The sequence below is a fragment of the Piscinibacter sp. XHJ-5 genome (assembly GCF_029855045.1).
GTDB lineage: Bacteria > Pseudomonadota > Gammaproteobacteria > Burkholderiales > Burkholderiaceae_C > Albitalea.
The window spans coordinates 5,501,828-5,522,635 of the sequence record NZ_CP123228.1; the positions used below are offsets into that span (position 1 = coordinate 5,501,828).

Sequence of the window (20,808 nt, forward strand, 5' to 3'; positions counted from 1 at the left end):
TCGATCAAACACTTTCACTATCCTTGATCGTTCGTGCTGCCTACATTGAAGTCATCGAGTTTGTTGAAGGAGATGACCATGAGCCACAGCACCCTGGCAACCCCGCTGGACCCGTCCCTCGAGATGGAGCGCAACGCCTACAACGCCGCCTTCTACGAGCTGGGCCTGCGCTTCTACTGGGACAGCGACACCTTCGCCGCCCTGCAGGCAGACCCCGATCCGCACGAGCGGCTGCGCCGCTACATCGAGACGCAGCAGCCCCATCTGCTGCGCGCCTACGACCCCACCTTCCTCGTCCAGGCCATCGAAAGCCGCGAGGCCGAGCTGCTGAGGACGCGCGGGACGCTGTCCTTCGATTGGGCGCAGGCCTGCGCCGCCGAAGTGGGGGCCTGAGCGGCCCGAGAGGAGCGACTTGAACCTGCACGAGCACCAGGCGAAGCATCTGCTGAGACAGCACGGCATCTCCACCCCGGCGGGCGTGGTGTGCGCCTCGCCCGACGAAGCCGCCGCGGCCGCCGCGCAGCTGGGCGGCAGCGAGTGGGTGCTCAAGGCGCAAGTCCATGGTGGCGTGCGTGGCGTCACCGGCGGCATCAAGGTCGCGCGCTCGGCCGAGGACCTTCGCCGCCACGCCGCGGGCATGCTCGGGACGACGCTGGTCACGCGCAGCAGCGGACCGGCGGGCCGGCTCGTGAAGCGCGTGCTGGTCGAGGAGCACATCGCGGCCGCCAAGGCGGTCTACGTCGGCCTGACCATCGACCGCGCCAGCCGCCGCGTGGCCCTAATCGCATCGAGCCGGGGCGGCATGGACATCGTCGAGGTGGCGGCCCACACACCGGACAGGATCCACAAGGTCGTGATTCCACCGCTGGCGGGGCTCGCCCGGGACGAGGCCGAAGCGGTGGCCCGCCGCATCGGCATTGCCGAGGCGGCGATCGAGCCGGCATGCGACTTCATGCAGGCGCTGTATCGCGCATTCGACGCCAACGACGCACTGCTGGCCGAAGTCAACCCACTGGTGGTGACGCCGGATCACCGCGTCATCGCCCTCGATGCGAAGTTCGACATCGACGCCAGCGCCCTCTTCCGCCATCCCGATCTCGCCGCGCTGCGCGACCCCGAGCAGGAGGATCCCGACGAGACCGAGGCCGCGGCGTTCGACCTGGACTACGTGCGACTGGACGGCAACATCGGCTGCATCGTCAACGGCGCAGGCCTCGCGATGGCGACCATGGACCTCATCAAGCTCTACGGCGGCGCGCCGGCGAATTTCCTCGATGTCGGCGGCGGCGCCACTGCCGAGCAGGTCACCGAGGCCTTCAAGCTGATGACGCGCAACCGCCAGCTGGACGCCATCCTCGTCAACATCTTCGGCGGCATCATGCGGTGCGACGTGATCGCCACCGGCATCGTCGAGGCGGTGCGCCAGGCCGATCTCACCGTGCCGCTGGTGGTGCGCATGAAGGGCACCAACGAAGGCATCGGCAAGAAGATCCTCGAGAAGTCGGGACTGCCGATACGCTCCGCGAAGGACATGGCCGACGCGGCCGTGAAGGTCGTGCAGGCCGCCGCAGGGAGATGAGATGACCATCCTCGTCGACCGTCACACCCGCGTCATCACGCAAGGCATCACCGGCAAGGCCGGACGCTTCCACACCGCGCTGTGCCGCGACTACGCCCACGGCCGCGAGGCCTTCGTCGCGGGCGTCAATCCGCACAAGGGCGGCAGCACGGTCGACGGCGTTCCGGTGTACGCCAGCGTGAAAGAGGCGAGGCAGCGCACCGGGGCCACGGTCTCGGTGATCTACGTGCCGCCGCCGTTCGCGGCCGCGGCCATCGCCGAAGCGGTGGACGCCGACCTCGACCTCGTCGTCTGCATCACCGAGGGCATCCCGGTGCGCGACATGATCCGCACGCGCGAGCTCATGCAGGGCCGGCGCACGCGGCTGCTGGGGCCGAACTGCCCCGGCCTCATCACGCCCGGCGAGATCAAGATCGGCATCATGCCGGGCGACATCCACACCGCCGGCAACATCGGCGTGGTGTCGCGCTCGGGCACGCTGACCTACGAAACGGCCAGCCAGCTGCACGACTACGGGCTCGGCCAGTCGACGGTGATCGGCATCGGCGGCGACCCGGTCGGCGGGCTCGACTACATCGACGTGCTGCGCCTGTTCAACGACGACGCCGACACCGAGGCGGTGGTGCTGGTCGGCGAGATCGGCGGCGACGCCGAGGAAGCGGCGGCGCGCTGGATACAGCAGCACATGACCAAGCCCGTCATCGGCTTCATCGCGGGCATGACCGCGCCGCCGGGGCGCCGCATGGGCCACGCCGGCGCCATCTTGTCCGGCGGCGAGCGCACGGCGCAGGAGAAGCTTGCGGTGATGGAAGCCTGCGGCGTGCGCGTCACCCACAACCCGGCCGAGATCGGCCGGCTCCTCGAGTCGGTGCTCGGCTCGCACTGCCTGCCCTTCGACTGACGGGAGCTGACCATGAAGATCGCGGTGATCGGCGCGGGGGCCATCGGCGGCCTGGTAGGCGCACGCCTGGCGCTGGCCGGCGAATCGGTGACCTTCATCGCACGCGGCGCCAACCTGAAGGCAATCCGCGCCAATGGCTTCAAGCTGATCGAGCACGACGGGCGCGAGCAGGTGGCCGCCCAGGTGCAGGCCACCGACGACTGCGCACAAGCCGGCCCACAGGACCTGGTGATCCTCGCGGTGAAGGCGCATCAGGTCGACGCGGTGGCCGATGCCGTGCCGAAGCTGTTCGGTCCCGAGACGGCCGTGATCACGATGCAGAACGGCATCCCGTACTGGTATTTCCATGCCCACGGCGGGGCGCTGCAAGGCAAGCGGCTGGAAAGCGTGGACCCGGGTGGACGCGTCGCGCAGCGCATTCCAGCCGAGCGCGTCATCGGCTGCGTGGTGTACCCGGCCGCCGATCTGCTTGCGCCGGGCGTCGTCCGCCACACCGAAGGCGAGCGCTTCCCGCTGGGCGAGCTCGACGGCAGCAGCAGCGAGCGCGTGCTGGCCGCATCCGCCTGCTTCGAGCGGGCCGGCTTCAAGGCCCCGGTGCTCGCCGACATCCGCGCCGAGATCTGGCTCAAGCTGTGGGGCAACCTGACCTTCAACCCGATCAGTGCGCTGTCGCATGCGACGCTGGTCGACATCTGCCAGTTCCCGCCGACGCGAGAGCTCGCCACGGCGATGATGCTCGAGGCTCAGACGGTCGCGAACCGGCTCGGCATCACATTCCGTGTCACCGTGGAGAAGCGCATCGCGGGCGCGGAGAAGGTCGGCAAGCACAAGACCTCGATGCTCCAGGACATCGAGGCCGGCCGGGCGCCGGAGATCGATGCGCTCGTCGGCTCGGTGGTCGAGCTGGCGCGGCTCACAGACACGCCGACGCCGCACATCGACGCGGTGTACGCGCTCGTGCGGCTGCTGGCGCACACCATCGCCACCGAAGGCCGCGGCATCGCCTTGCGATGAAGCACGCCACGCTGCGCCAGCTCAAGATCTTCGAAAGCGTCGCGCGACTCAACAGCTTCTCCCGAGCGGCCGAGGAGCTGCATCTCACGCAGCCGGCAGTGTCCACCCAGGTGAAGAAGCTGGAGGAGCATGCCGGCAATCCGCTCTTCGAGCAGTTCGGCAAGAAGATCTACCTGACGCCCGCGGGCACCGAGCTGCTGGAGATCAGCCGATCGATCATCGCGCAGTTCGAGGCCGCCGAGCATGCGATGACGCAGTTCCGCGGCGTGGCGGGCGGCAAGCTGAACGTGAGCGTGATCAGCGCCGGCGACTATTTCTTCCCGCACCTGCTGGTGGAGTTCGTGCGCCGCCATCGCGACGTCAGCCTCAACTTCACCGTGCACAACCGCGAGGAGCTGCTGGAGCGCATCGCGCAGAACCAGACCGACCTCGCGGTGATGGTGCGCCCGCCCACCCACCTGGACACCGTGAACCAGGCCTTTGCGCCGCACCCCTACGTCATCGCCGCCGGGGCGGGCCATGCCCTGGCGGGGCAGCGCGGCATCCCGCGCGAGCGCATCGCGCGCGAGCCCTTCATCGTGCGCGAGAAGGGCTCGGACAACTGGAACTCGCTGGAGGAGACCTTCGGCAGCGACATCGTCCAGCTCAACGTGGCGATGGAGATTCGCAGCACCGAGACCATCAAGCAGGCGGTCATCGCCGGCATGGGCGTGAGCTTCCTGTCGGCGCACACGATCTCGAAGGAGCTGCAAAGCGGAAGCCTGGTCGTGCTGGACGTGAAGGACTTCCCGGTGATGCTGAACTGGTACGTGGTGCACCGGCGCAGCAAGCGCTTGCCGCCGGTGGCGCAGGCATTCAAGGATTTCCTGCTGGTGGACGCGGCCGGCCTGATGGCGCAGATCGTGCCGTTTCCGGTGTGATGGTCCGCGGGCTCAGTCGTCCAGTCCCAGCTCCTGGATCTTGCGCGTGATGGTGTTGCGCCCGATGCCGAGCTTCTGCGCCGCCTCGATCCGGCGGCCACGCGTGACCTCCAGCGCCGTGTGGATGAGCTGGGCCTCGAACTTTCGCGTCAGCGTGTCCCACACCTCGGGCGCGCCGGCCTGCAGCAGGCTGCGCGACTCACGCTCCAGGTCGACCAGCCACGGCGCGGGCGCCGGGGCGGCGACGGATTCGGCAGGTGTGACGACGACCGGCGCATACGACGCCGGCACCGGCACCGCCGCTTCGCCCGCAACAGCCGTCTCGGCGACTGCAACCGCCGCAGGCAGCGCAGCGCCTTCGCCCAGCAGCTCGGGCGGCAGGTCCTTGGCTTCGATGACCTGGGCGGGCGCCATCACCGTGAGCCAGTGGCAGATGTTCTCGAGCTGGCGGACGTTGCCCGGGAAGTCGAAGCGCATCAGCCGTGCGAGCGCCTGGTCGGTGATGCGCTTGGCTTCGACGCCCAGCTCTTTGGCGCTCTTCTGCAGGAAGAAGCGGGCCAGTGCCGGCACGTCCTCGCGCCGCTCGCGCAGCGCAGGCAGCCGCAGGCGGATCACGTTGAGGCGGTGGAAAAGGTCTTCGCGGAAGGCGCCCAGCTTGACGCGCTCCTCGAGGTTCTGGTGGGTCGCCGCGATCACGCGCACATTGCTGCGCAGCGGGTTGTGCCCGCCCACGCGATAGAACTGGCCGTCGCTCAGCACCCGCAGCAGGCGCGTCTGCAGGTCGAACGGCATGTCGCCGATCTCGTCGAGAAACAGCGTGCCGCCGTCGGCTTGCTCGAAGCGGCCGCGTCGCGTGGTCTGCGCGCCGGTGAAGGCGCCGCGCTCGTGGCCGAACAGCTCGCTCTCGAGCAGGTCCTTGGGGATCGCGGCGGTGTTGATGGCCACGAAGGGACCGCTCGCGCGCGGGCTGTGCTTGTGCAGGGCACGCGCGACGAGCTCCTTGCCCGACCCGGACTCGCCGGTGATCAGCACCGTGACGATGCTCTGGCTGAGCCGACCGATCGCGCGGAACACGTCCTGCATGGCCGGTGCCTGGCCCAGCATCTCGGGCATCTCGGCCGACGCGGTGTCGCGCACCTCCTCCCGCATGCTCTCGTCGACCGCGCGGCGGATCAGCTCCACCGCCTTGGGCACGTCGAAGGGCTTGGGCAGGTACTCGAAGGCACCGCCCTGGAAGGCGCTGACGGCGCTGTCGAGATCGGAGTAGGCCGTCATGATGATGACGGGCAGCCCCGGCTGGCGCTCCTTCACCTTGGTCAGCAGCTCGATGCCCGACCCTCCCGGCATGCGGATGTCGGACACCAGCACCTGCGGCGCGTCGTCGTCGAGCGCGGCCAGCACGTCCTTGGGGTTGGTGAAGCTCCTGACGGCGAAGTCCTCGCGCGCCAGTGCCTTCTCCAGCACGAAGCGGATGGATTGGTCGTCGTCAACAATCCAGATGGGTTTCATTCCCTGCCCTTGAAACCGGACGGTGTCATTCTGGTCCTCTCGACCGGGACCCGGCGCCGACACCGGGCTCGTGGCCTAGGGCAGCGGGATCACGATCTTGAATATCGTCTTGCCCGGCACGCTGTCGCATTCGATCATGCCCTGGTGCTGCTGCACGAAGGTCTGCGCCAGCGTGAGCCCCAGACCCGACCCGCCGTCGCGCCCCGAAACCAAGGGGTAGAAGATGCGATCGCGGATCGACTCCGGTACGCCCGGGCCGTTGTCCTCGATATGCAAGTCCAGTGCCAGACGATAGCGCTGCTTGCCCAGCGTGACCTGGCGCGCGATGCGCGTGCGCAGGGTGATCGACGCATCCCCCACCGCGATGCGGTCGCCCAGCGCCTGCGCCGCGTTGTGCGCGATGTTGAGCACCGCCTGGATGAGCTGCTCGCGATCGCCGCGGAAATCGGGGATGGAGATGTCGTAGTCGCGCTCGACCGTGAGCCCGCGCGGAAACTCGGCCAGGATCAGCGAGCGCACCCGCTCGCACACCTCGTGGATGTTGACGTCGCTGACGACGTGCGGCTTGCGGTGCGGCGCAAGCAGCCGGTCCACCAGCGACTGCAGCCGGTCGGCCTCCTGGATGATGACCTGCGTGTACTCGGTCAGCGCCCGCGACTCGACTTCCATCTCCAGCAGCTGGGCCGCGCCGCGGATGCCGCCCAGCGGGTTCTTGATCTCGTGCGCCAGGTTGCGGATCAGCTCCTTGTTCGCCTGCGCCTGATCGAGCGCACGCTCCTCGCGGTCCTGGCGCGTCTGCTGTTCGATCTCGACCAGCTCGACGATGACCGAGTTGGTCCGCTCCATCTGGTTGACGATCACGTGCACCGGCAAGGGCGCGGACGCCGGGCGCTTGAGCTGGGCTTCGAGGCGGCTGGTGGCGTAGTCGTTGCGCACCACCGCGGCCACCGTGTCGCGCAGCGCCTGCGGCTCGACGAACCAGTCGAACAGCGAGCCGCGCTGCACGGCGCGGCGCGACAGTCCCAGCACATGCTCGAAGGCGGCATTCGCGAACTGGCAGCGCCCCTCGGACTGCACGATGGCGACCATCGTCGCCAGGTGGTCGAGCGCCGTGAACGACGCCGGCGGGGGCCTGGTGGACGGCTCGCCGACGGGATCGGGCTTCACTGAGGGAGCTTGGCCAACTCGCGCTTGATGGCGGCGACGTCGGCTTCCTTGCGGGCGATGTCGGCCTTCATCTCGGCGACGCGGTCCATGTACTTCTGGTAGTTGCGCTCGTCGCCGCGGCGCTCGGGCTCGCCGTTGTTGAATTCCTTCTGCATCGCGGCGAGGCGATCTTCCTCACGCTTGAGCTCGCCTTCGAGGATGCGGCGCGCGTCGTTGTCGCGGGCGCGCTGCTCGCCCGGCGCGACGCGCTCCTCGGTGCTGCGGGCACCGGCGACGGCCGCCCCGGAGGCCGCGGGCCTGGGCCGCACGCCTTGCACGACCGTGATGGGAGCGCCCTCCAGCGTGCGGCATCCCTTGGCCTGAGCTTCCTTGGCTGACAGCGTATCGGTGTAGAGAACGGGATTGCCGGGGCAGCGGTACACCTCGCGCGCCGGCTGCGCCCACGCCAGCGGCGTGGTGGCCAGGGCACAGGCGCACAGGCAGTAGGCGGCAATTCGGTTCATGCGGTCTCCTGGGATGAACAACGCGAGTGCTCGCACTCGCGATGACTCGCCCCATTGTCGCGCAGGCATGAAGACCCGAGACCCATGAAAAAGGGACGGCTTTCGCCGTCCCTTTCGTGGAGCGTGATGGGGATCACGCGCTGTAGTACATGTCGAACTCGACCGGGTGGGTCGTCATGCGGAAGCGGGTCACTTCCTGCATCTTCAGCTCGATGTAGGCGTCGATGTAGGCATCGGTGAACACGCCGCCCTTGGTCAGGAAGGCACGGTCGTTGTCGAGGTACTCGAGCGCCTGGTCCAGGCTGTGGCAAACGGTCGGGATCTTCGCGTCCTCTTCCGGCGGCAGGTGGTACAGATCCTTGGTGGCGGCTTCGCCCGGGTGGATCTTGTTCTCGACGCCGTCCAGGCCGGCCATCAGCATGGCCGAGAAGCCCAGGTACGGGTTGGTGAGGGGATCCGGGAAGCGGACCTCGATGCGGCGGCCCTTGGGGTTCGCGACATACGGAATGCGGACCGAGGCGGAACGGTTGCGCGAGCTGTAGGCCAGCTTGACCGGCGCTTCGAAGCCGGGCACCAGGCGCTTGTAGCTGTTGGTCGTCGGGTTGGTGATCGCGTTCAGCGCGCGGGCGTGCTTGATGATGCCGCCGATGTAGTACAGCGCGAACTCCGACAGCCCGGCGTAGCCGTCGCCGGCGAACAGGTTCTTGCCGTCCTTCCAGACCGACTGGTGCACGTGCATGCCGGAGCCGTTGTCGCCGACGACGGGCTTGGGCATGAAGGTCGCGGTCTTGCCGTAGGCGTGGGCGACATTGGTGATCACGTATTTCTGGATCTGCAGCCAGTCGGCGCGCTGGACCAGCGTGCTGAACTTGGTGCCCAGTTCCATCTGGCCCGGGGCCGCGACTTCGTGGTGATGCACTTCGACCGGCACGCCCAGCGATTCGAGGATCAGGCACATCTCGGAGCGCATGTCCTGGAACGAATCGATCGGCGGGACCGGGAAGTAGCCGCCCTTGACCGGCGGACGGTAGCCCGAGTTGCCGTGCTCGTACTCCTTGCCGGAGTTCCACGGTGCCTCTTCGGACTCGATCTTGAAGAAGGAGCCGGACATGTCGACGTTCCAGCGCACGGCGTCGAAGACGAAGAACTCGGGCTCCGGGCCGAAGAAGGCGGCGTCGCCGATGCCGGACGACTTCAGGTAGGCCTCGGCACGCTTGGCGAGCGAACGCGGATCGCGCTCGTAGGGCTTGCCGTCGCCCGGCTCGATCACGTCGCAGGTGAGGATCAGCGTCGGCTCTTCGTAGAACGGATCGATGTTGGCCGTCACCGGGTCCGGCATCAGCAGCATGTCGGAGGCTTCGATGCCCTTCCAGCCGGCGATCGACGAGCCGTCGAAAGCGTGGCCCGACGTGAATTTGTCTTCATCGAAGTGCGACACGGGCACGGACACGTGTTGCTCCTTGCCGCGGGTGTCGGTGAAGCGGAAGTCGACGAACTTGACTTCGTTTTCCGACACCATCTTCATCACGTCGGCGACGGTCTTGGCTGCCATCAAAAATCTCCTAGCGGGACGCTCTTTGGTGTTGGGGTGGGGAGGGGGAACGACATCGGCGAGGCGAGCCGCCTGGGGTGCCTCAAAAATGCGCACAGGAATGTAGCAGAAACCATGCCGACAACCCTTGTTTTGCGAGGGAAACGGACAGACGTGGTGCGCGCGGCCGGTCGCTGCCACGGCCCGGCGGTCAAGATGCCAGCTTGGTGCCTGATCAGGCACCAAGCTGGTGCTTATCAGCGCACCAGTTCCGGGCCCAGCCGAACGGAGTGCCGCGCGAGTCCGGCCAGCAAGGCGGCATAGGCGGCAGCCACCCGGTCAGGGTCGCCCTTCACGCCGAGCTCGATGTGCCGGCCCCATTCGGGATGGTCGACGCTCGGAAGGCTGAACACCTTGACGCCGGGGAAGCCCGCCTCGACCTCCTCCATCAGCGGCGTCAAGGTGGCCTCCATCGAGCCGAAGACGATGACGGAGCGCTCCTGCCAGGCGTTGCGGCGGTGCAGGTGCGCATAGCGCGTGTCGAGCAGCGCCTCGATCATCGGGTGCGCCATCACCGGGAAACCGGGCACGAAGTGCACGTCGCCGATGGAGAAGCCGGGGATCCGGTTGAACGGGTTCGCCACGATCTGCGCGCCTTGCGGAAACCGGCCCATCTCGAGACGTCGCTGCGTGTCGGGATGGTCTTCGTCGGACGGCGTGCCCTGCTCCTGCGCCATCTGGCGCACGCGCTGCAGGATGAGCTCGCGCGCTTCGGGGTGCAGCACGAGCGGCCGCGACAACGCGGCCGCTGCGCATTGGCGCGTGTGGTCGTCGGGCGTGGCGCCTATGCCGCCGCACGAGAACACCACGTCGCCGCTGGCGAACGCATCGCGCAGGTCGGCCGTGATGCGCGCCGGGTCGTCGCCGACATAGCGCGCCCACGACAGCGACAGGCCGCGCGCGGCGAGCAGCTCGATCACCTTGGGCAGGTGCTTGTCGCTGCGCTTGCCCGAGAGGATCTCGTCCCCGATGACGATCAGACCGAAGTTCATGGCGCCTCCGTGGCAGGCGGCAGCGCCGGCGGCACGTCGCGCCTGTGCGGCATGGCGGCATCGACGATGCGCCGCTCGGCGCGCAGCGCCTGCAGCGCGGCCAGTGCGTAGTGCGCGAACCAGAGCGCGGAGAACGCGAACACCAGCATGTAGATCCAGATGGCAAGCGGCACGAGCACCGGCGCCAGCACCACCACCATGGCGCCCGAGACCCACACCAGCGACGGCGCGGCGCCGAGATAGCCGCTGATCACGCCGATCGCGAACAGCGAGTGCCGATGCCGCCGGATGACCTGCTGTCGCTCTTCGCGGCTGGCGTGCTCGGCCAGCACGTCGTAGCTCATCACGCGGTAGGTGAGCCAGCCCCAGATCAGCGGCGGCACGATGAGCACCAGCGGCGGCACGAGCCAGAGCGGTATCGACAGCACCAGGGCGAGCAGCGCGACCAGCGTGGCGCCGAGCGCGGCGACCGTGCCGCCGACAAGCGATCCGCCGTGCGCGCGATGCAGCGAGGGAAAGCGGCGATCGGCGACCAGCTTGACGATGGCCGGCGCCATCAGCGCCGCGACCACGAGCAGCGACACGACGACGATCATCGGCGTCGTCACGAACACGACGACCAGCGGGGCGAGCGCCGCCTTCAGTCCGGCGAGGCCGACGCTGTCGAGCCAGTCGACGAAGGTCGACATCAGCTCCCACGAGGCAATGGCCGCGCTCACCGCGTCCAGCGCCGGCTCCCAGAAGAAATAGCCGAGCGCCAGCGCCATCGCGGCCATCAGCAGCAGCGGCGCGAGCGACAGCAGGATGACCCGCGGATGCAGGCAGTAGGCGGCCGCGCGCCAGAAGGAATCGAACAGCAGGTTCATCTTCGAAGCGGCCGCGCGGGCCTCAGTCGTCATCGCCGCCGAGAACGCCGCCGAGCAGCCCGCCCGCGCCGAAGCCGCCCAGGATGGAGCCCTCCTCGCGCGAGCCGCCGGTCTGCGGTGCCGCCGCGAAGACGCGCGACGCCAGGCGCGAGAACGGCAGGCTCTGCAGCCACACCGTGCCGGGGCCCGTCACCTTGGCGAAGAACAGGCCCTCGCCGCCGAACAACGCGGTCTTGACCTTGCCGACGTACTGGATCTCGAAATTGACGCTGGGCGTGTACGCGACCAGGCAGCCCGTGTCCACCATCAGCGTCTGGCCGGCCTGAAGCTCGCGCCGCACGACGGTGCCACCGGCATGCACGAAGGCGAGGCCGTCGCCATCGAGCCGCTGCATGATGAAGCCCTCGCCGCCGAAGAATCCCACCGACAGCTTCTGCTGGAAGTGGATGCCCAGCGACACGCCGCGCGCGGCGCAGAGAAAAGCATCCTTCTGGCAGATCAGCGTGCCGCCGAGCTGCCGCAGCTCCATCGGAAGAATCTTGCCCGGGTAGGGCGCGGCGAACGCAATGCGCTTCTTGCCGCCCGCCTGGTTGGTGTAGACCGTGGTGAACAGCGATTCGCCGGTGATCAGGCGCTTGCCGGCTCCCAGCAGCTTGCCGAAGAGGCCGCCGCCCTGGCTGGCCGATCCGTCGCCGAACACGGTGTCCATCTGGATGCCGGCGTCCATGAACATCATGCTGCCGGCCTCGCCGACCGCCGCCTCGCCAGGGTCGAGCTCGACCTCGACGAACTGCATCTCCGACCCCTTGATCTCGTAGTCCACCACGTCCATCGCCATCGCGTGCTCCCCAAAAAATGACGCGGGCAGGATGTTAGCCGCAGCCCGTCGCCTAGACTGCCCGCATGCACGCCGACTCCGCACCACCGATCACCGACAACGCCGCGCCGCGTCCCAGCGACACCTACGTGCAGTCGTTCGCGCGCGGCCTCCAGGTGATCCGCTCGTTCAGCGCGCAGGCGCCGCAGCAGACGCTGTCCGAAGTGGCGCAGCGCACGGGCCTCACGCGTGCCGGCGCGCGGCGCATCCTGCTCACGCTCGAAAGCCTGGGCTATGTGCGCTGCCAGGGTCGGCAGTTCAGCCTGGCGCCGCGCATCCTCGATCTCGGCTTTGCATATCTCTCGTCGCTGCCGCTGTGGAACCTCGCCGAGCCGGTGATGGAGCGCCTGGTCGAGGAGATCAAGGAGTCGTGCTCGGCCGCGGTGCTCGACGGCGCCGAAATCGTCTATGTGCTGCGCATCCCGACCCACAAGATCATGAGCATCAACCTGGGCATCGGCAGCCGGCTGCCCGCGCACTGCACGTCGATGGGACGAATGCTGCTCGCCGATCTGGCGCCCGCGGCGCTCGACGCGCTGCTGCGCGAGAACCCGCCGACGCGCCACACCGAGCGCACCATCGTCGACCTGCGCCAGCTCAGGGCCGAGCTGGCCACGGTGCGACAGCAAGGCTGGTGCCTCGTCAACCAGGAGCTCGAGGAAGGACTGGTCTCGCTGTCGGCGCCGATTCGCGACCGCGCCGGCCGAGTCATCGCGGCGATGAACGTCAGCGGCCAAGTCAACCGCACGTCGCCGGCGCACATGCTCGAGCACTTCCTGCCCAAGCTGCGCGCGGCGGCCGACGAGATCTCGCAGATGCTGCAACCGAAGCCATGAAACGTCGACCCGTCCTCGTCGCCTCGCTGTGCCTGCTGGCCATGGCGGCAGGCGCGCAGACCCCCGCCCAGTCCCAGTCACCCGACCTGTTCGACTTCTGGATCGGCGACTGGGACGTGTCGTGGACCAACGCCGACGGCAGCCGGGGCCAGGGCCGCAACCGCATCGCGAAAGTGCTCGACGGCAGCGTCATCGAAGAGAACTTCGAAGCCGCGCCGGACGCCACGTCGCCGGCCTTCAAGGGGCGCTCGCTGTCCGTGCTGCACAAGGCGACCGGCGTGTGGCGCCAGGCGTGGACCGACAACCAGGGCGGCTACTTCTCGTTCACGGCGCAGGTCGACGGCGACAGGCGCATCTTCATCACCGACATGGCGAAGGCGACGGCGCAGCGCATGGTGTTCCATGCCATCCGGTCCGATTCGCTCACCTGGGACTGGGAGCGCACCGACGACGGCGGCAAGAGCTGGAAGCTGCTGTGGCGGATCCAGTACAAGCGGCGGTCGTGACGGCTTGGCCTCACAGAACGCCGAGCGCATCCTCCGCATCCACCCACGGCAGCTTCAACGCCTTGGCCACCGGCTCGCACGTCACCCGCCCGCGGTGCACGTTGAGCCCGCGGCGCAGGTGCACGTCGTCGATCAGCGCCTTCTCGCCCTTGGCCGCCAGCGCGAGTCCGAACGGCAGCGTGGCGTGGTTCAGCGCATGGCTCGAAGTGGCCGGCACGGCACCCGGCATGTTGGCGACGCAGTAGTGGATGATGTCGTCGACCTCGTAGGTCGGCGCGTCGTGGGTCGTGGGGCGCGAGGTCTCGAAGCAGCCGCCCTGGTCGATGGCCACGTCGACGAGCACGCTGCGCGGGCGCATCAGCTTCAGCATCGCACGGGTTACCAGCTTCGGCGCGCTTGCGCCCGGAATGAGCACGGCGCCGATCACCACGTCGGCGGCCTGCAATTCCTCCTCGATGGTCGCGACGCTCGAGTAGCGCGTGCGCACGCGGCCCTGGAACAACTCGTCGAGCTGGCGCAGGCGCGGCAAGGACCGATCGAGGATGGTGAGCTCGCAGCCCAGTCCCGCGGCCATCCGCGCCGCATGCGTGCCGACGACGCCGCCGCCCAGCACCACCACGCGCGCCGGCGGCACGCCGGGCACGCCCCCGAGCAGCAGCCCCTTGCCGCCGCCGGTCTTGCGCAGCGAGAAGGCCGCCGCCTCGACCGCCAGCCGTCCCGCCACCTCGCTCATCGGCGCCAGCAGCGGCAGACCCCCACGCTCGTCGGTGACAGTTTCGTAGGCGACTGCCGTGCAGCCCGATTCGAGCAGGCCATGCGCCTGCTGCGGATCGGGCGCGAGGTGCAGGTAGGTGAACAGGATCTGGCCCTTGCGCAGCTTCTTCCACTCGCCGGGTTGCGGCTCCTTCACCTTGACGATCATCTCCGCGCCGGCGAACACCTCGTCGGCCGAGTCGACGATGCGCCCGCCCGCCGCAAGGTAGGTCGCATCGGCCGCGCCGATGCCGGCGCCGGCGCCCGTCTGCACGAGCACGTCGTGACCGTGGGCGACGTATTCACGCACGGCCATCGGCGTGAGGCCGACCCGGTGCTCCTGGACCTTGATCTCCTTGGGTACACCGACGCGCATCTTCGCCTCCGGGAACGTGGCCCACTGCCACGATCCTCAGTCTAGGAAGCGCTTCGCCGGATTTTCTTTCGTTCGACCTGCGGTTTTACCCTCGTTCACACCGCAGATTCACACCGTGCGCAGATGCCAGGCCTTGGGCCGCGTGAAGGTCTGGATGCCGTAGGTCGACAGCGTGAGGCCGATGCCCGAATCGCCGCAGCCCGACCAGGGCAGGCGCGGACTGACGCGGTCGCAGCAGTTCCAGTACACCGAGCCGGCCGTCACCTGCGCAAGCAGGCGCTTGGCCCGGTGCTCGTCGGGCGAATACACGCCCGCCGTGAGGCCGTAGCGCGTGTCGTTCATGAGCGCCACCGCCTCCTCGTCGCCGCTGACCTTGCAGATGCCGATGATCGGCCCGAAGCTTTCCTCGCGCATGAGCTCCATGGTGTGGTCGGTCTCGGTGAACACCGTCGGCTCGAACCAGTGGCCCGGCCGGTCGATGCGGTGTCCGCCGACCCGCAGCGTGGCGCCCTTGGCCAGCGCATCGGCGACCTGCGCTTCGAGCACCGCCAGCTGCGGCGCACGGGTGATCGGGCCGATGTAGGTCGATTCGTCGGTCGGGTCGCCGACCTTGAGCCCGCGCACCACGTCGAGGAAGGCCTCGACGAAGGCATCGTGGACCCGCTCGTGCACGTAGATGCGCTCGACCGAGCAGCAGCTCTGCCCGCTGTTGTACATGGCCCCGTCGGCCAGCGATTCGGCGGCCGCCTGCACGTCGGCATCGTCGCAGACGTAGCTCGGATCCTTGCCGCCGAGCTCGAGCTGCAGCTTGACCAGGCGCTGGCCGAGCGCTGCGGCGATGCGCGCCCCGGTGGCATGCGAGCCGGTGAAGAACAGGCCGTCGATGCGCTGCTCGACCAGCGCCGCACCGACCTCGCCGCCGCCCACCAGCGCGATGAACGCATCGGCCGGCACACCCGCTTCGTGCAGCAGCCGCGCGATCTGCAGCCCCGTGAGCGTGGCGTGCTCCGACGGCTTGTAGAGCACGGTGTTGCCGGTGAGCAGCGCCGGCACGAAGACGTTGCTGCCGACGAAGTACGGGTAGTTCCAGGCCGAGATGTTCGCGATGACGCCGAGCGGCTCGTGGCTGATGCGCTCGGTGATGTCGGCTTCGGCCAGCACCGTCTCGGACGCGATGCTGCGCTCGGCCTGCGCGAGAAAGAAGTCGAGCCGCACCTGCAGTCCGTTGATCTCGTTGCGCGACTGGCGGATCGGCTTACCGACCTCGGCCGTCAGCGTCGCCGCCAGGGATTCGACCTGCGCCGCCAGCGCATCGCGAAAGCGTGCGATGCAGGCCTTGCGCTGCGCGATCGGCGTGGCGTGCCAGGCCGGCTGCGCGGCGCGGGCGCGCTCGGCCTTGGCGGCCACGGCGGCGGCGTCATCGGCCGGCACTTCGGCGATCAGTGCATCGTTGGCAGGGTTGTAAACCTTCAGGCTGTTCATCGTTCTTTCGACGCCTGCACGGCGCCCAGGAAGTCGTCGAGGATCGCGGCGTCGTCCAGCGTGCCCCAGTCGGCGCGGTGGAACTCGGGATGCCATTGCACGGCGGCCACGTAGCTGTCGCCGGGTCGCCGCACCGCTTCGATCAGGCCGTCGCCGACGGAGCGAGCCTCGACGACGAAGCCGCTGGCCAGATCCTTGATGGCCTGGTGGTGCACGCTGTTGACCCGGGCTCGCGCGACGCCGGCGTACATCTGCGCCAGCCGCGACCCCGGCACGAACTCGATCTCGTGGAAATGGCGGTCGTACAGGCTGGCCTCGCGGTGCGACGCCGCATCGGGGCGCTGCGTCGCGATGTCCTGGTACAGCGTGCCGCCGAAGGCCACGTTCAGCAGCTGCAGGCCGCGGCACACGCCGAACACCGGCTTGCACTCGGCGATGAACGCGGCCGCCAGAGCCTTCTCGTAATCGTCGCGCACGCGGTCGCCGCTCCAGCGCTCCTGCAGCGGCGTCTCGCCATAGCTGCCCGGCCAGACGTCGGAGCCGCCTTCGAGCACCAGACCGTCGAGCCAGCGCGCGTAATGCGCGAGGGTGGCGTCGCCGCGGCGCGTGTCGCCTTCGGGGTCGGGAATCATCACGGCGAGTGCGCCGCTCGACATGACCCAGTGGGCCACGGACTGCTCGATGTACTGCAGCGTCTTGCCGGTGAAGATGGGGCGCGCCGGATCAGCGTGGAAGAAGCAGGCGCTGATGCCGATCTTGAGGCGCTCGTCCATCACAGGGCGGCTTCGAAGAAGCGCTCGAAGTCGGCTGCCGTGCAGGGCCGCGGATTGGTCTGGTGACAGATGTCGGCCAGGGCCAGCTCGACCAGCCGCGGCAGCTGCTCGCGCCGCACGCCTCGCTGCGCCAGGCCGCCGCTGATGCCGATGTCGGCCTTCAGCTGCCGCAGCCACGGCACGAACGCCTGGCCGCCCCCTGCCAGGCCGCACACGTGCGCCAGCTCGTCGAACTTGTGCGGCACGGCCTCGAAGTTCCACGCGAGCACGGTATCGATCATCAGCGCGTTGGCCAGGCCGTGGTGCAGGTCGCACACGGCACCCAGCGCATGCGCGCAGGCGTGCACCGCACCCAGGTCCTTCTGGAAGGCGATCGCGCCCATCATCGAGGCCATCAGCATGTCGCCGCGGGCCGCGAGGTCGCCCGGCTCGGCCACCGCCGTGCGCAGCGAGCGCGCGGCGATGCGCGTGCCTTCCAGAGCGATGCCGTCGCACAGCGGGTGGTAGGCCGGCGACAGGTAGCTCTCGACGTTGTGGGTCAGCGCGTCCATGCCGGTCGCGGCCGTCACCGCCGGCGGCAGGCCCAGCGTGAGCTCCGGATCTGCGAACACCGCCCGCGCGAGCAGCTGCGGCGAGAACACGATGCGCTTCACGTGCGTGTCGTCTTCCGAGACGACGCTCGATCGGCCGACCTCGGAGCCGGTGCCCGCGGTGGTCGGCAGCGCGACGAAGTGCGGCAACGGATGGACGATGGGCCGCACCTGCGGGTGGTCCCACACGTACTCCAGGACGTGGCCTTCGTGCACCGCCATTACCCCGACCACCTTGGCGACGTCCAGCGCCGCGCCCCCGCCGAAGCCGATGAGGCTGTCGGCGCGGTGCTGCTTGAAGGCCTGCGCGCCGGCCATCACCTGGCTGGCCGTCGGATTGCCGAAGACGCCGTCGAACACCGCGACCTCCAGGCCGTCGAGGTGGCTGCGGAATTCGGCCAGCACCGGCAGCGCGGCCAGCGCCCGGTCGGTGACGATGAGCGGACGGCGGCAACCGGCCTGGCGCAGGTGATCGGCGACCCCCTTGCGCGCGCCGGCGCCGAAGTGGATGGCCGTCGGGAAGGCGAAGCGGTGGAGGGTCATGGCTGCTGCACCTGCACCCAGCGCAGCTCCAGGGTGTCGCTGGGCCACTGGACCGCACGCACCCTCTTGTTCATCGCCCAGGTCAGCGTGCGGCGGTAGAGGGGGATGTAGACCAGCTCGTCGCGCAGCAGCCGCAAGCTGGTGGCGACCATCGCGCGGCGGCGTGTCAGGTCGGGCTCGACGCGGATGTCGTCGATGAGCTTGTCGATCGCCGCATTCGAGTAGCGCCCGGCGTTGAAGGTGCCTCCGCCGTCCTTGTCCCAGGTATGGAACAGCGCGTTCAGCGACGCCCAGGCATCGATGGCGGGTGTCCAGCCGAATTCGATGAAGCTGGCCGTGGCCTGGCTCAGCTTGGGAAAGAACTGGTTGGTGGGCGCCGAGCGCAAGGTGGTGCGTATGCCCACCTGCGCCAGCATCGCGGTGGCGGCCTGGCACACGTTCTCGCGGTAGGCGATGTTCACGCAATCCAGCGTGACGGCGAAGCCGCCGGGATAGCCGGCAGCCGCCAGCAGGGCCTTCGCGGCCTGCGGGTCGTACGGCAGGCGCTTGTCGTGGTCGGTGGGCGCGCCGTCCACCTTGGTCGACAGCAGCGCGCCGGTGGGCGTGGCCTGGCCTCGCAGCACCTTGCTCACGATCAGGTCCACGTTGATCGCCTGGTAGACCGCCTGGCGCACGCGCTTGTCCTTGAACGGGTTGCGGTCCTTCACGTCACCGTGCACGAGCTCGTCGCGCGACTGGTCGAACGTGAGGTACTGCTGGCCCAGATCGGGGATCTGCAGCAGCGTGAGCTGCTTGTTCGCCATCAGCCGCTCGACGTCCTGGAAGGGCGGATCCAGCACCAGGTCGACCTCGCCGGAGGCGAGCGCAGCCAGGCGGGTCGCATCCGACTTGACCGACACATAGACCGCCTCGTCGACATTGCCCGAGCGCTTGTCGGCGCGTCCCCACCAGCCCGGATGGCTCTTCAGCACGACCTTCACGTCCGGCTCGTAGCGCTCGAGCCGGAACGGACCGGTGCCGTTGGCGTTGCGCACCGCGTAGGTCTCCTGCTTGCCGTCGAAGTCCTGCGCCCGCTCGACGCCATGACGCAGGCACCAGGTCTTGCTCACCATCGCGATGAGGAAGAACTTTTCCGGCAGCACCGCGTCGGGCGTGGACAGCGACACGTCGATGGTCAGGTCGTCGACCTTCTTCGCGCCGACGACGCCCTTGAGCTGGAACGAACGCTTGGACGGCGGCGCCAGCGCACGCTGGATCGAGAACACCGCGTCGTCGGCGGTGAACGCCGAGCCGTCGTGGAACTTCACGCCGGGGCGCAGCTTGAAGCGCCAGGTCTTGGTGTCCACGGGCTGCCACGACACCGCCAGACCCGGCTCCAGGCGGTACTGCTGGTCGCGCCACACCAGCGATTCGTAGACCTGCGTCATCACCCGCGTGTGGTACAGCAGCGCCAGGCCGTGCGGGTCCATCGTCTGCGGGTCGAAGCCGCTGGCCACGCGCAGGGGGGCGGCATGGGCCGCGGCGCACAGCAGCGCGGCGGCCAGCAGTCGAGCAAAGTGCAGGAGGCGTCGCATCAGATGATCTCGAAGTAGCGCTTCAATTCCCAGTCCGTCACCCCATCCAGCCACTGGCGCCATTCCCATTCGCGGGTGGCCGCGAAGTGGTCGACGAAGTCGTCGCCCAGCCAGTCGCGCGCGACCTCCGAGCGCTGAAAGATGCGCGTCGTCTCGATCAGCGTGCGCGGCGCGCGCGCAATGTTCTCGGCGCCTTCGTTGGTGCCGGTGATCGGCGGCGCCGTGAGCTTGAGCCCTTTCTCGACGCCGTTCAGTCCGGCGGCCAGCACTGCGGCGACGGCGAGGTAGGGGTTGATGTCCGCGCCCGGGCAGCGCGTCTCCAGCCGCGTCGCCTTGGGGCTGCCGGCGATCACGCGAAAGCTCGCCGTGCGGTTGTCCAGGCCCCAGGTCGGCTTGACCGGCGCCCAGAAGCCATCGACCAGGCGCTTGTAGCTGTTGATCGTCGGCCAGATCATCGGACCGAACTCCATCATGTGGGCCACCTGGCCTGCCAGGTAGCTTTCGAACAGGGGGCTCATCGAACGCGGCGAGCCGGCGCCGTGGAAAAGGTTGGCCTTGCCGTCCGACAGGCTCTGGTGGATGTGCCCGCTGCAGCCCGGGTATTTCTCGCTCCACTTGGCCATGAAGCTGGGCATCACGCCGAAGCGCGAGCCGATCTCCTTGGCGCCGGTCTTGAACAGGACAGCGCGATCGGCCGCCTCCAGCGCCTCGGAGAACAGGATGGCGACTTCGTAGACGCCCGGCCCTGTCTCGGTGTGCAGGCCCTCGATGGGCACGCCGAAGGCGAGCATCTCGTCCATCAGCGCATTGAAGTACTCCCGCCGGTGGTTCATGCGCAGCAGCGAGTAGCCGAACATGCCCGGCGTGATGGTCTGCGGATCGACGCCCTTCTTGGCGGCCCAGCTCTGAGGCGTCTCGGCGAAGTTGAACCACTCGAATTCCACGCCGCACATCGGCTGCACACCGAGCTTCTCGGCCCGCTTGAGCACGCGCTTGAGGGTCTGGCGCGGACAGATGGGCAGCGGACTGCCGTCGGCCTGGACGAAGTCACCCAGGAAGAACGGCACGCCGTTGTCCCACGGCACGCGCCGGTGCGTGTCGAGGTCGATGCGCGCGAGCGCGTCGGGAAAGCCGCGGTGCCAGCCGGTCAGCGTGGTGTTGTCGTAGCAGGTGTCGCTGCTGTCCCAGCCGAACACCACGTCGCAGAAGCCGAAGCTGGACTCGGCGGCGCCGAAGAACTTGTCCAGGTGCAGGTACTTGCCGCGCAGCACGCCGTCGATGTCGCTGACCGCCACCTTGACCTTGCCGGTGCCGCTCTGGCGCACCGCCTCGAGTGCCGGGTGCTGCTTCGCCTTGCCTGTCATCGGGATCTCCGCTGGGGCGTGAAACGCGCAGGCCAGTCTAGGGGCCGCGCAGAAGCATCGTCAATGGAGGGGCCTGCCCTATCATCGATCAC

General features: G+C 68.6%; 20 protein-coding genes. 7 read left to right on the forward strand and 13 right to left on the reverse strand.

Annotation, left to right across the window (positions count from 1 at the left end):
* Positions 1–78: 78 nt before the first annotated feature.
* From P7V53_RS25970 to P7V53_RS25990, 5 genes are read left to right on the forward strand one after another with little or no spacing between them, the layout of a single operon-like run.
* Positions 79–393 (forward strand): hypothetical protein, encoded by a 315-nt coding sequence (locus P7V53_RS25970; protein ID WP_280152379.1) that lies wholly within the window; start codon positions 79–81, stop codon positions 391–393.
* A 19-nt stretch (positions 394–412) separates the two neighbouring features.
* Positions 413–1,579, forward strand: coding sequence for an ADP-forming succinate--CoA ligase subunit beta (sucC, locus tag P7V53_RS25975; protein ID WP_280152380.1), 1,167 nt, complete (start codon positions 413–415; stop codon positions 1,577–1,579).
* 1 nt (position 1,580) lies between these two features.
* On the forward strand, positions 1,581–2,480 hold the full coding sequence (gene sucD, locus P7V53_RS25980) for a succinate--CoA ligase subunit alpha (RefSeq protein ID WP_280152381.1): 900 nt from the start codon (positions 1,581–1,583) through the stop codon (positions 2,478–2,480).
* Between the two features lie 12 nt (positions 2,481–2,492).
* Positions 2,493–3,494, forward strand: a complete 1,002-nt coding sequence (locus P7V53_RS25985; protein ID WP_280152382.1) for a 2-dehydropantoate 2-reductase — start codon at positions 2,493–2,495, stop codon at positions 3,492–3,494.
* Positions 3,491–4,414, forward strand: coding sequence for a LysR family transcriptional regulator (locus P7V53_RS25990; protein WP_280152383.1), 924 nt, complete (start codon positions 3,491–3,493; stop codon positions 4,412–4,414). The genes P7V53_RS25985 and P7V53_RS25990 overlap by 4 nt, the downstream gene beginning before the upstream one ends.
* A 12-nt stretch (positions 4,415–4,426) precedes the next feature.
* On the opposite strand, the gene ntrC is transcribed toward P7V53_RS25990, so the two are convergent.
* The 7 genes from ntrC to P7V53_RS26025 form a co-directional block, all read right to left on the reverse strand.
* The gene (gene ntrC / locus P7V53_RS25995; protein WP_280152384.1) at positions 4,427–5,923 is read right to left on the reverse strand and encodes a nitrogen regulation protein NR(I); all 1,497 of its coding nucleotides are present in this window, start codon (positions 5,921–5,923) and stop codon (positions 4,427–4,429) included.
* Positions 5,924–5,998: 75 nt separating this feature from the next.
* Positions 5,999–7,090 carry a nitrogen regulation protein NR(II) gene (gene glnL / locus P7V53_RS26000; protein WP_280152385.1) on the reverse strand — a complete coding sequence of 364 codons (1,092 nt, stop codon included), beginning with the start codon at positions 7,088–7,090 and terminating at the stop codon, positions 5,999–6,001.
* Positions 7,087–7,593, reverse strand: a complete 507-nt coding sequence (locus P7V53_RS26005; RefSeq protein ID WP_280152386.1) for a hypothetical protein — start codon at positions 7,591–7,593, stop codon at positions 7,087–7,089. Before P7V53_RS26005 ends, glnL begins: the two co-directional genes overlap by 4 nt.
* A 133-nt stretch (positions 7,594–7,726) precedes the next feature.
* Positions 7,727–9,145: a type I glutamate--ammonia ligase gene (gene glnA, locus P7V53_RS26010; protein ID WP_280152387.1), complete on the reverse strand. Its 1,419-nt coding sequence runs from the start codon at positions 9,143–9,145 to the stop codon at positions 7,727–7,729.
* Between the two features lie 236 nt (positions 9,146–9,381).
* The gene (locus P7V53_RS26015; protein ID WP_280152388.1) at positions 9,382–10,176 is read right to left on the reverse strand and encodes a molybdopterin-binding protein; all 795 of its coding nucleotides are present in this window, start codon (positions 10,174–10,176) and stop codon (positions 9,382–9,384) included.
* On the reverse strand, positions 10,173–11,042 hold the full coding sequence (locus P7V53_RS26020) for an EI24 domain-containing protein (RefSeq protein ID WP_280152389.1): 870 nt from the start codon (positions 11,040–11,042) through the stop codon (positions 10,173–10,175). Before P7V53_RS26020 ends, P7V53_RS26015 begins: the two co-directional genes overlap by 4 nt.
* Positions 11,043–11,064: 22 nt before the next feature.
* Positions 11,065–11,880: a TIGR00266 family protein gene (locus P7V53_RS26025; RefSeq protein WP_280152390.1), complete on the reverse strand. Its 816-nt coding sequence runs from the start codon at positions 11,878–11,880 to the stop codon at positions 11,065–11,067.
* A 65-nt stretch (positions 11,881–11,945) separates the two neighbouring features.
* Here P7V53_RS26025 and P7V53_RS26030 point away from each other — a divergent pair, with 65 nt between their 5' ends.
* Positions 11,946–12,755 (forward strand): IclR family transcriptional regulator C-terminal domain-containing protein, encoded by an 810-nt coding sequence (locus P7V53_RS26030; protein ID WP_280152391.1) that lies wholly within the window; start codon positions 11,946–11,948, stop codon positions 12,753–12,755.
* The gene (locus P7V53_RS26035) at positions 12,752–13,261 is read left to right on the forward strand and encodes a hypothetical protein (RefSeq protein ID WP_280152392.1); all 510 of its coding nucleotides are present in this window, start codon (positions 12,752–12,754) and stop codon (positions 13,259–13,261) included. The genes P7V53_RS26030 and P7V53_RS26035 overlap by 4 nt, the downstream gene beginning before the upstream one ends.
* 10 nt (positions 13,262–13,271) lie before the next feature.
* Here the strand turns inward: P7V53_RS26035 and ald are convergent, their stop codons facing one another.
* The 6 genes from ald to P7V53_RS26065 form a co-directional block, all read right to left on the reverse strand.
* Positions 13,272–14,390, reverse strand: coding sequence for an alanine dehydrogenase (gene ald, locus P7V53_RS26040; protein WP_280152393.1), 1,119 nt, complete (start codon positions 14,388–14,390; stop codon positions 13,272–13,274).
* 108 nt (positions 14,391–14,498) lie between these two features.
* Entirely contained in the window at positions 14,499–15,872 is a 1,374-nt protein-coding gene (locus tag P7V53_RS26045; RefSeq protein WP_280152394.1) for an aldehyde dehydrogenase family protein, read from the reverse strand.
* On the reverse strand, positions 15,869–16,645 hold the full coding sequence (locus tag P7V53_RS26050; RefSeq protein WP_280152395.1) for a type 1 glutamine amidotransferase: 777 nt from the start codon (positions 16,643–16,645) through the stop codon (positions 15,869–15,871). Before P7V53_RS26050 ends, P7V53_RS26045 begins: the two co-directional genes overlap by 4 nt.
* Entirely contained in the window at positions 16,645–17,778 is a 1,134-nt protein-coding gene (locus P7V53_RS26055) for an iron-containing alcohol dehydrogenase (protein WP_280152396.1), read from the reverse strand. Before P7V53_RS26055 ends, P7V53_RS26050 begins: the two co-directional genes overlap by 1 nt.
* Entirely contained in the window at positions 17,775–19,352 is a 1,578-nt protein-coding gene (locus tag P7V53_RS26060; protein ID WP_280152397.1) for an ABC transporter substrate-binding protein, read from the reverse strand. Before P7V53_RS26060 ends, P7V53_RS26055 begins: the two co-directional genes overlap by 4 nt.
* Complete coding sequence (locus tag P7V53_RS26065) at positions 19,352–20,716, reverse strand: glutamine synthetase family protein (RefSeq protein WP_280152398.1); 1,365 nt, start codon at positions 20,714–20,716, stop codon at positions 19,352–19,354. Before P7V53_RS26065 ends, P7V53_RS26060 begins: the two co-directional genes overlap by 1 nt.
* Positions 20,717–20,808 lie beyond the last annotated feature (92 nt).

Bases quoted from the DNA above. Each gene is read 5' to 3' on its own strand.
- P7V53_RS25970 (WP_280152379.1), top strand. From the start codon at position 79: ATGAGCCACAGCACCCTGGCAACCCCGCTGGACCCGTCCCTCGAGATG.
- sucD (WP_280152381.1), top strand. From the start codon at position 1,581: ATGACCATCCTCGTCGACCGTCACACCCGCGTCATCACGCAAGGCATC.
- P7V53_RS25985 (WP_280152382.1), top strand. From the start codon at position 2,493: ATGAAGATCGCGGTGATCGGCGCGGGGGCCATCGGCGGCCTGGTAGGC.
- P7V53_RS25990 (WP_280152383.1), top strand. From the start codon at position 3,491: ATGAAGCACGCCACGCTGCGCCAGCTCAAGATCTTCGAAAGCGTCGCG.
- ntrC (WP_280152384.1), bottom strand. From the start codon at position 5,923: ATGAAACCCATCTGGATTGTTGACGACGACCAATCCATCCGCTTCGTG.
- P7V53_RS26005 (WP_280152386.1), bottom strand. From the start codon at position 7,593: ATGAACCGAATTGCCGCCTACTGCCTGTGCGCCTGTGCCCTGGCCACC.
- glnA (WP_280152387.1), bottom strand. From the start codon at position 9,145: ATGGCAGCCAAGACCGTCGCCGACGTGATGAAGATGGTGTCGGAAAAC.
- P7V53_RS26015 (WP_280152388.1), bottom strand. From the start codon at position 10,176: ATGAACTTCGGTCTGATCGTCATCGGGGACGAGATCCTCTCGGGCAAG.
- P7V53_RS26020 (WP_280152389.1), bottom strand. From the start codon at position 11,042: ATGAACCTGCTGTTCGATTCCTTCTGGCGCGCGGCCGCCTACTGCCTG.
- P7V53_RS26025 (WP_280152390.1), bottom strand. From the start codon at position 11,880: ATGGCGATGGACGTGGTGGACTACGAGATCAAGGGGTCGGAGATGCAG.
- P7V53_RS26030 (WP_280152391.1), top strand. From the start codon at position 11,946: ATGCACGCCGACTCCGCACCACCGATCACCGACAACGCCGCGCCGCGT.
- P7V53_RS26035 (WP_280152392.1), top strand. From the start codon at position 12,752: ATGAAACGTCGACCCGTCCTCGTCGCCTCGCTGTGCCTGCTGGCCATG.
- ald (WP_280152393.1), bottom strand. From the start codon at position 14,390: ATGCGCGTCGGTGTACCCAAGGAGATCAAGGTCCAGGAGCACCGGGTC.
- P7V53_RS26045 (WP_280152394.1), bottom strand. From the start codon at position 15,872: ATGAACAGCCTGAAGGTTTACAACCCTGCCAACGATGCACTGATCGCC.
- P7V53_RS26050 (WP_280152395.1), bottom strand. From the start codon at position 16,645: ATGGACGAGCGCCTCAAGATCGGCATCAGCGCCTGCTTCTTCCACGCT.
- P7V53_RS26055 (WP_280152396.1), bottom strand. From the start codon at position 17,778: ATGACCCTCCACCGCTTCGCCTTCCCGACGGCCATCCACTTCGGCGCC.
- P7V53_RS26060 (WP_280152397.1), bottom strand. From the start codon at position 19,352: ATGCGACGCCTCCTGCACTTTGCTCGACTGCTGGCCGCCGCGCTGCTG.
- P7V53_RS26065 (WP_280152398.1), bottom strand. From the start codon at position 20,716: ATGACAGGCAAGGCGAAGCAGCACCCGGCACTCGAGGCGGTGCGCCAG.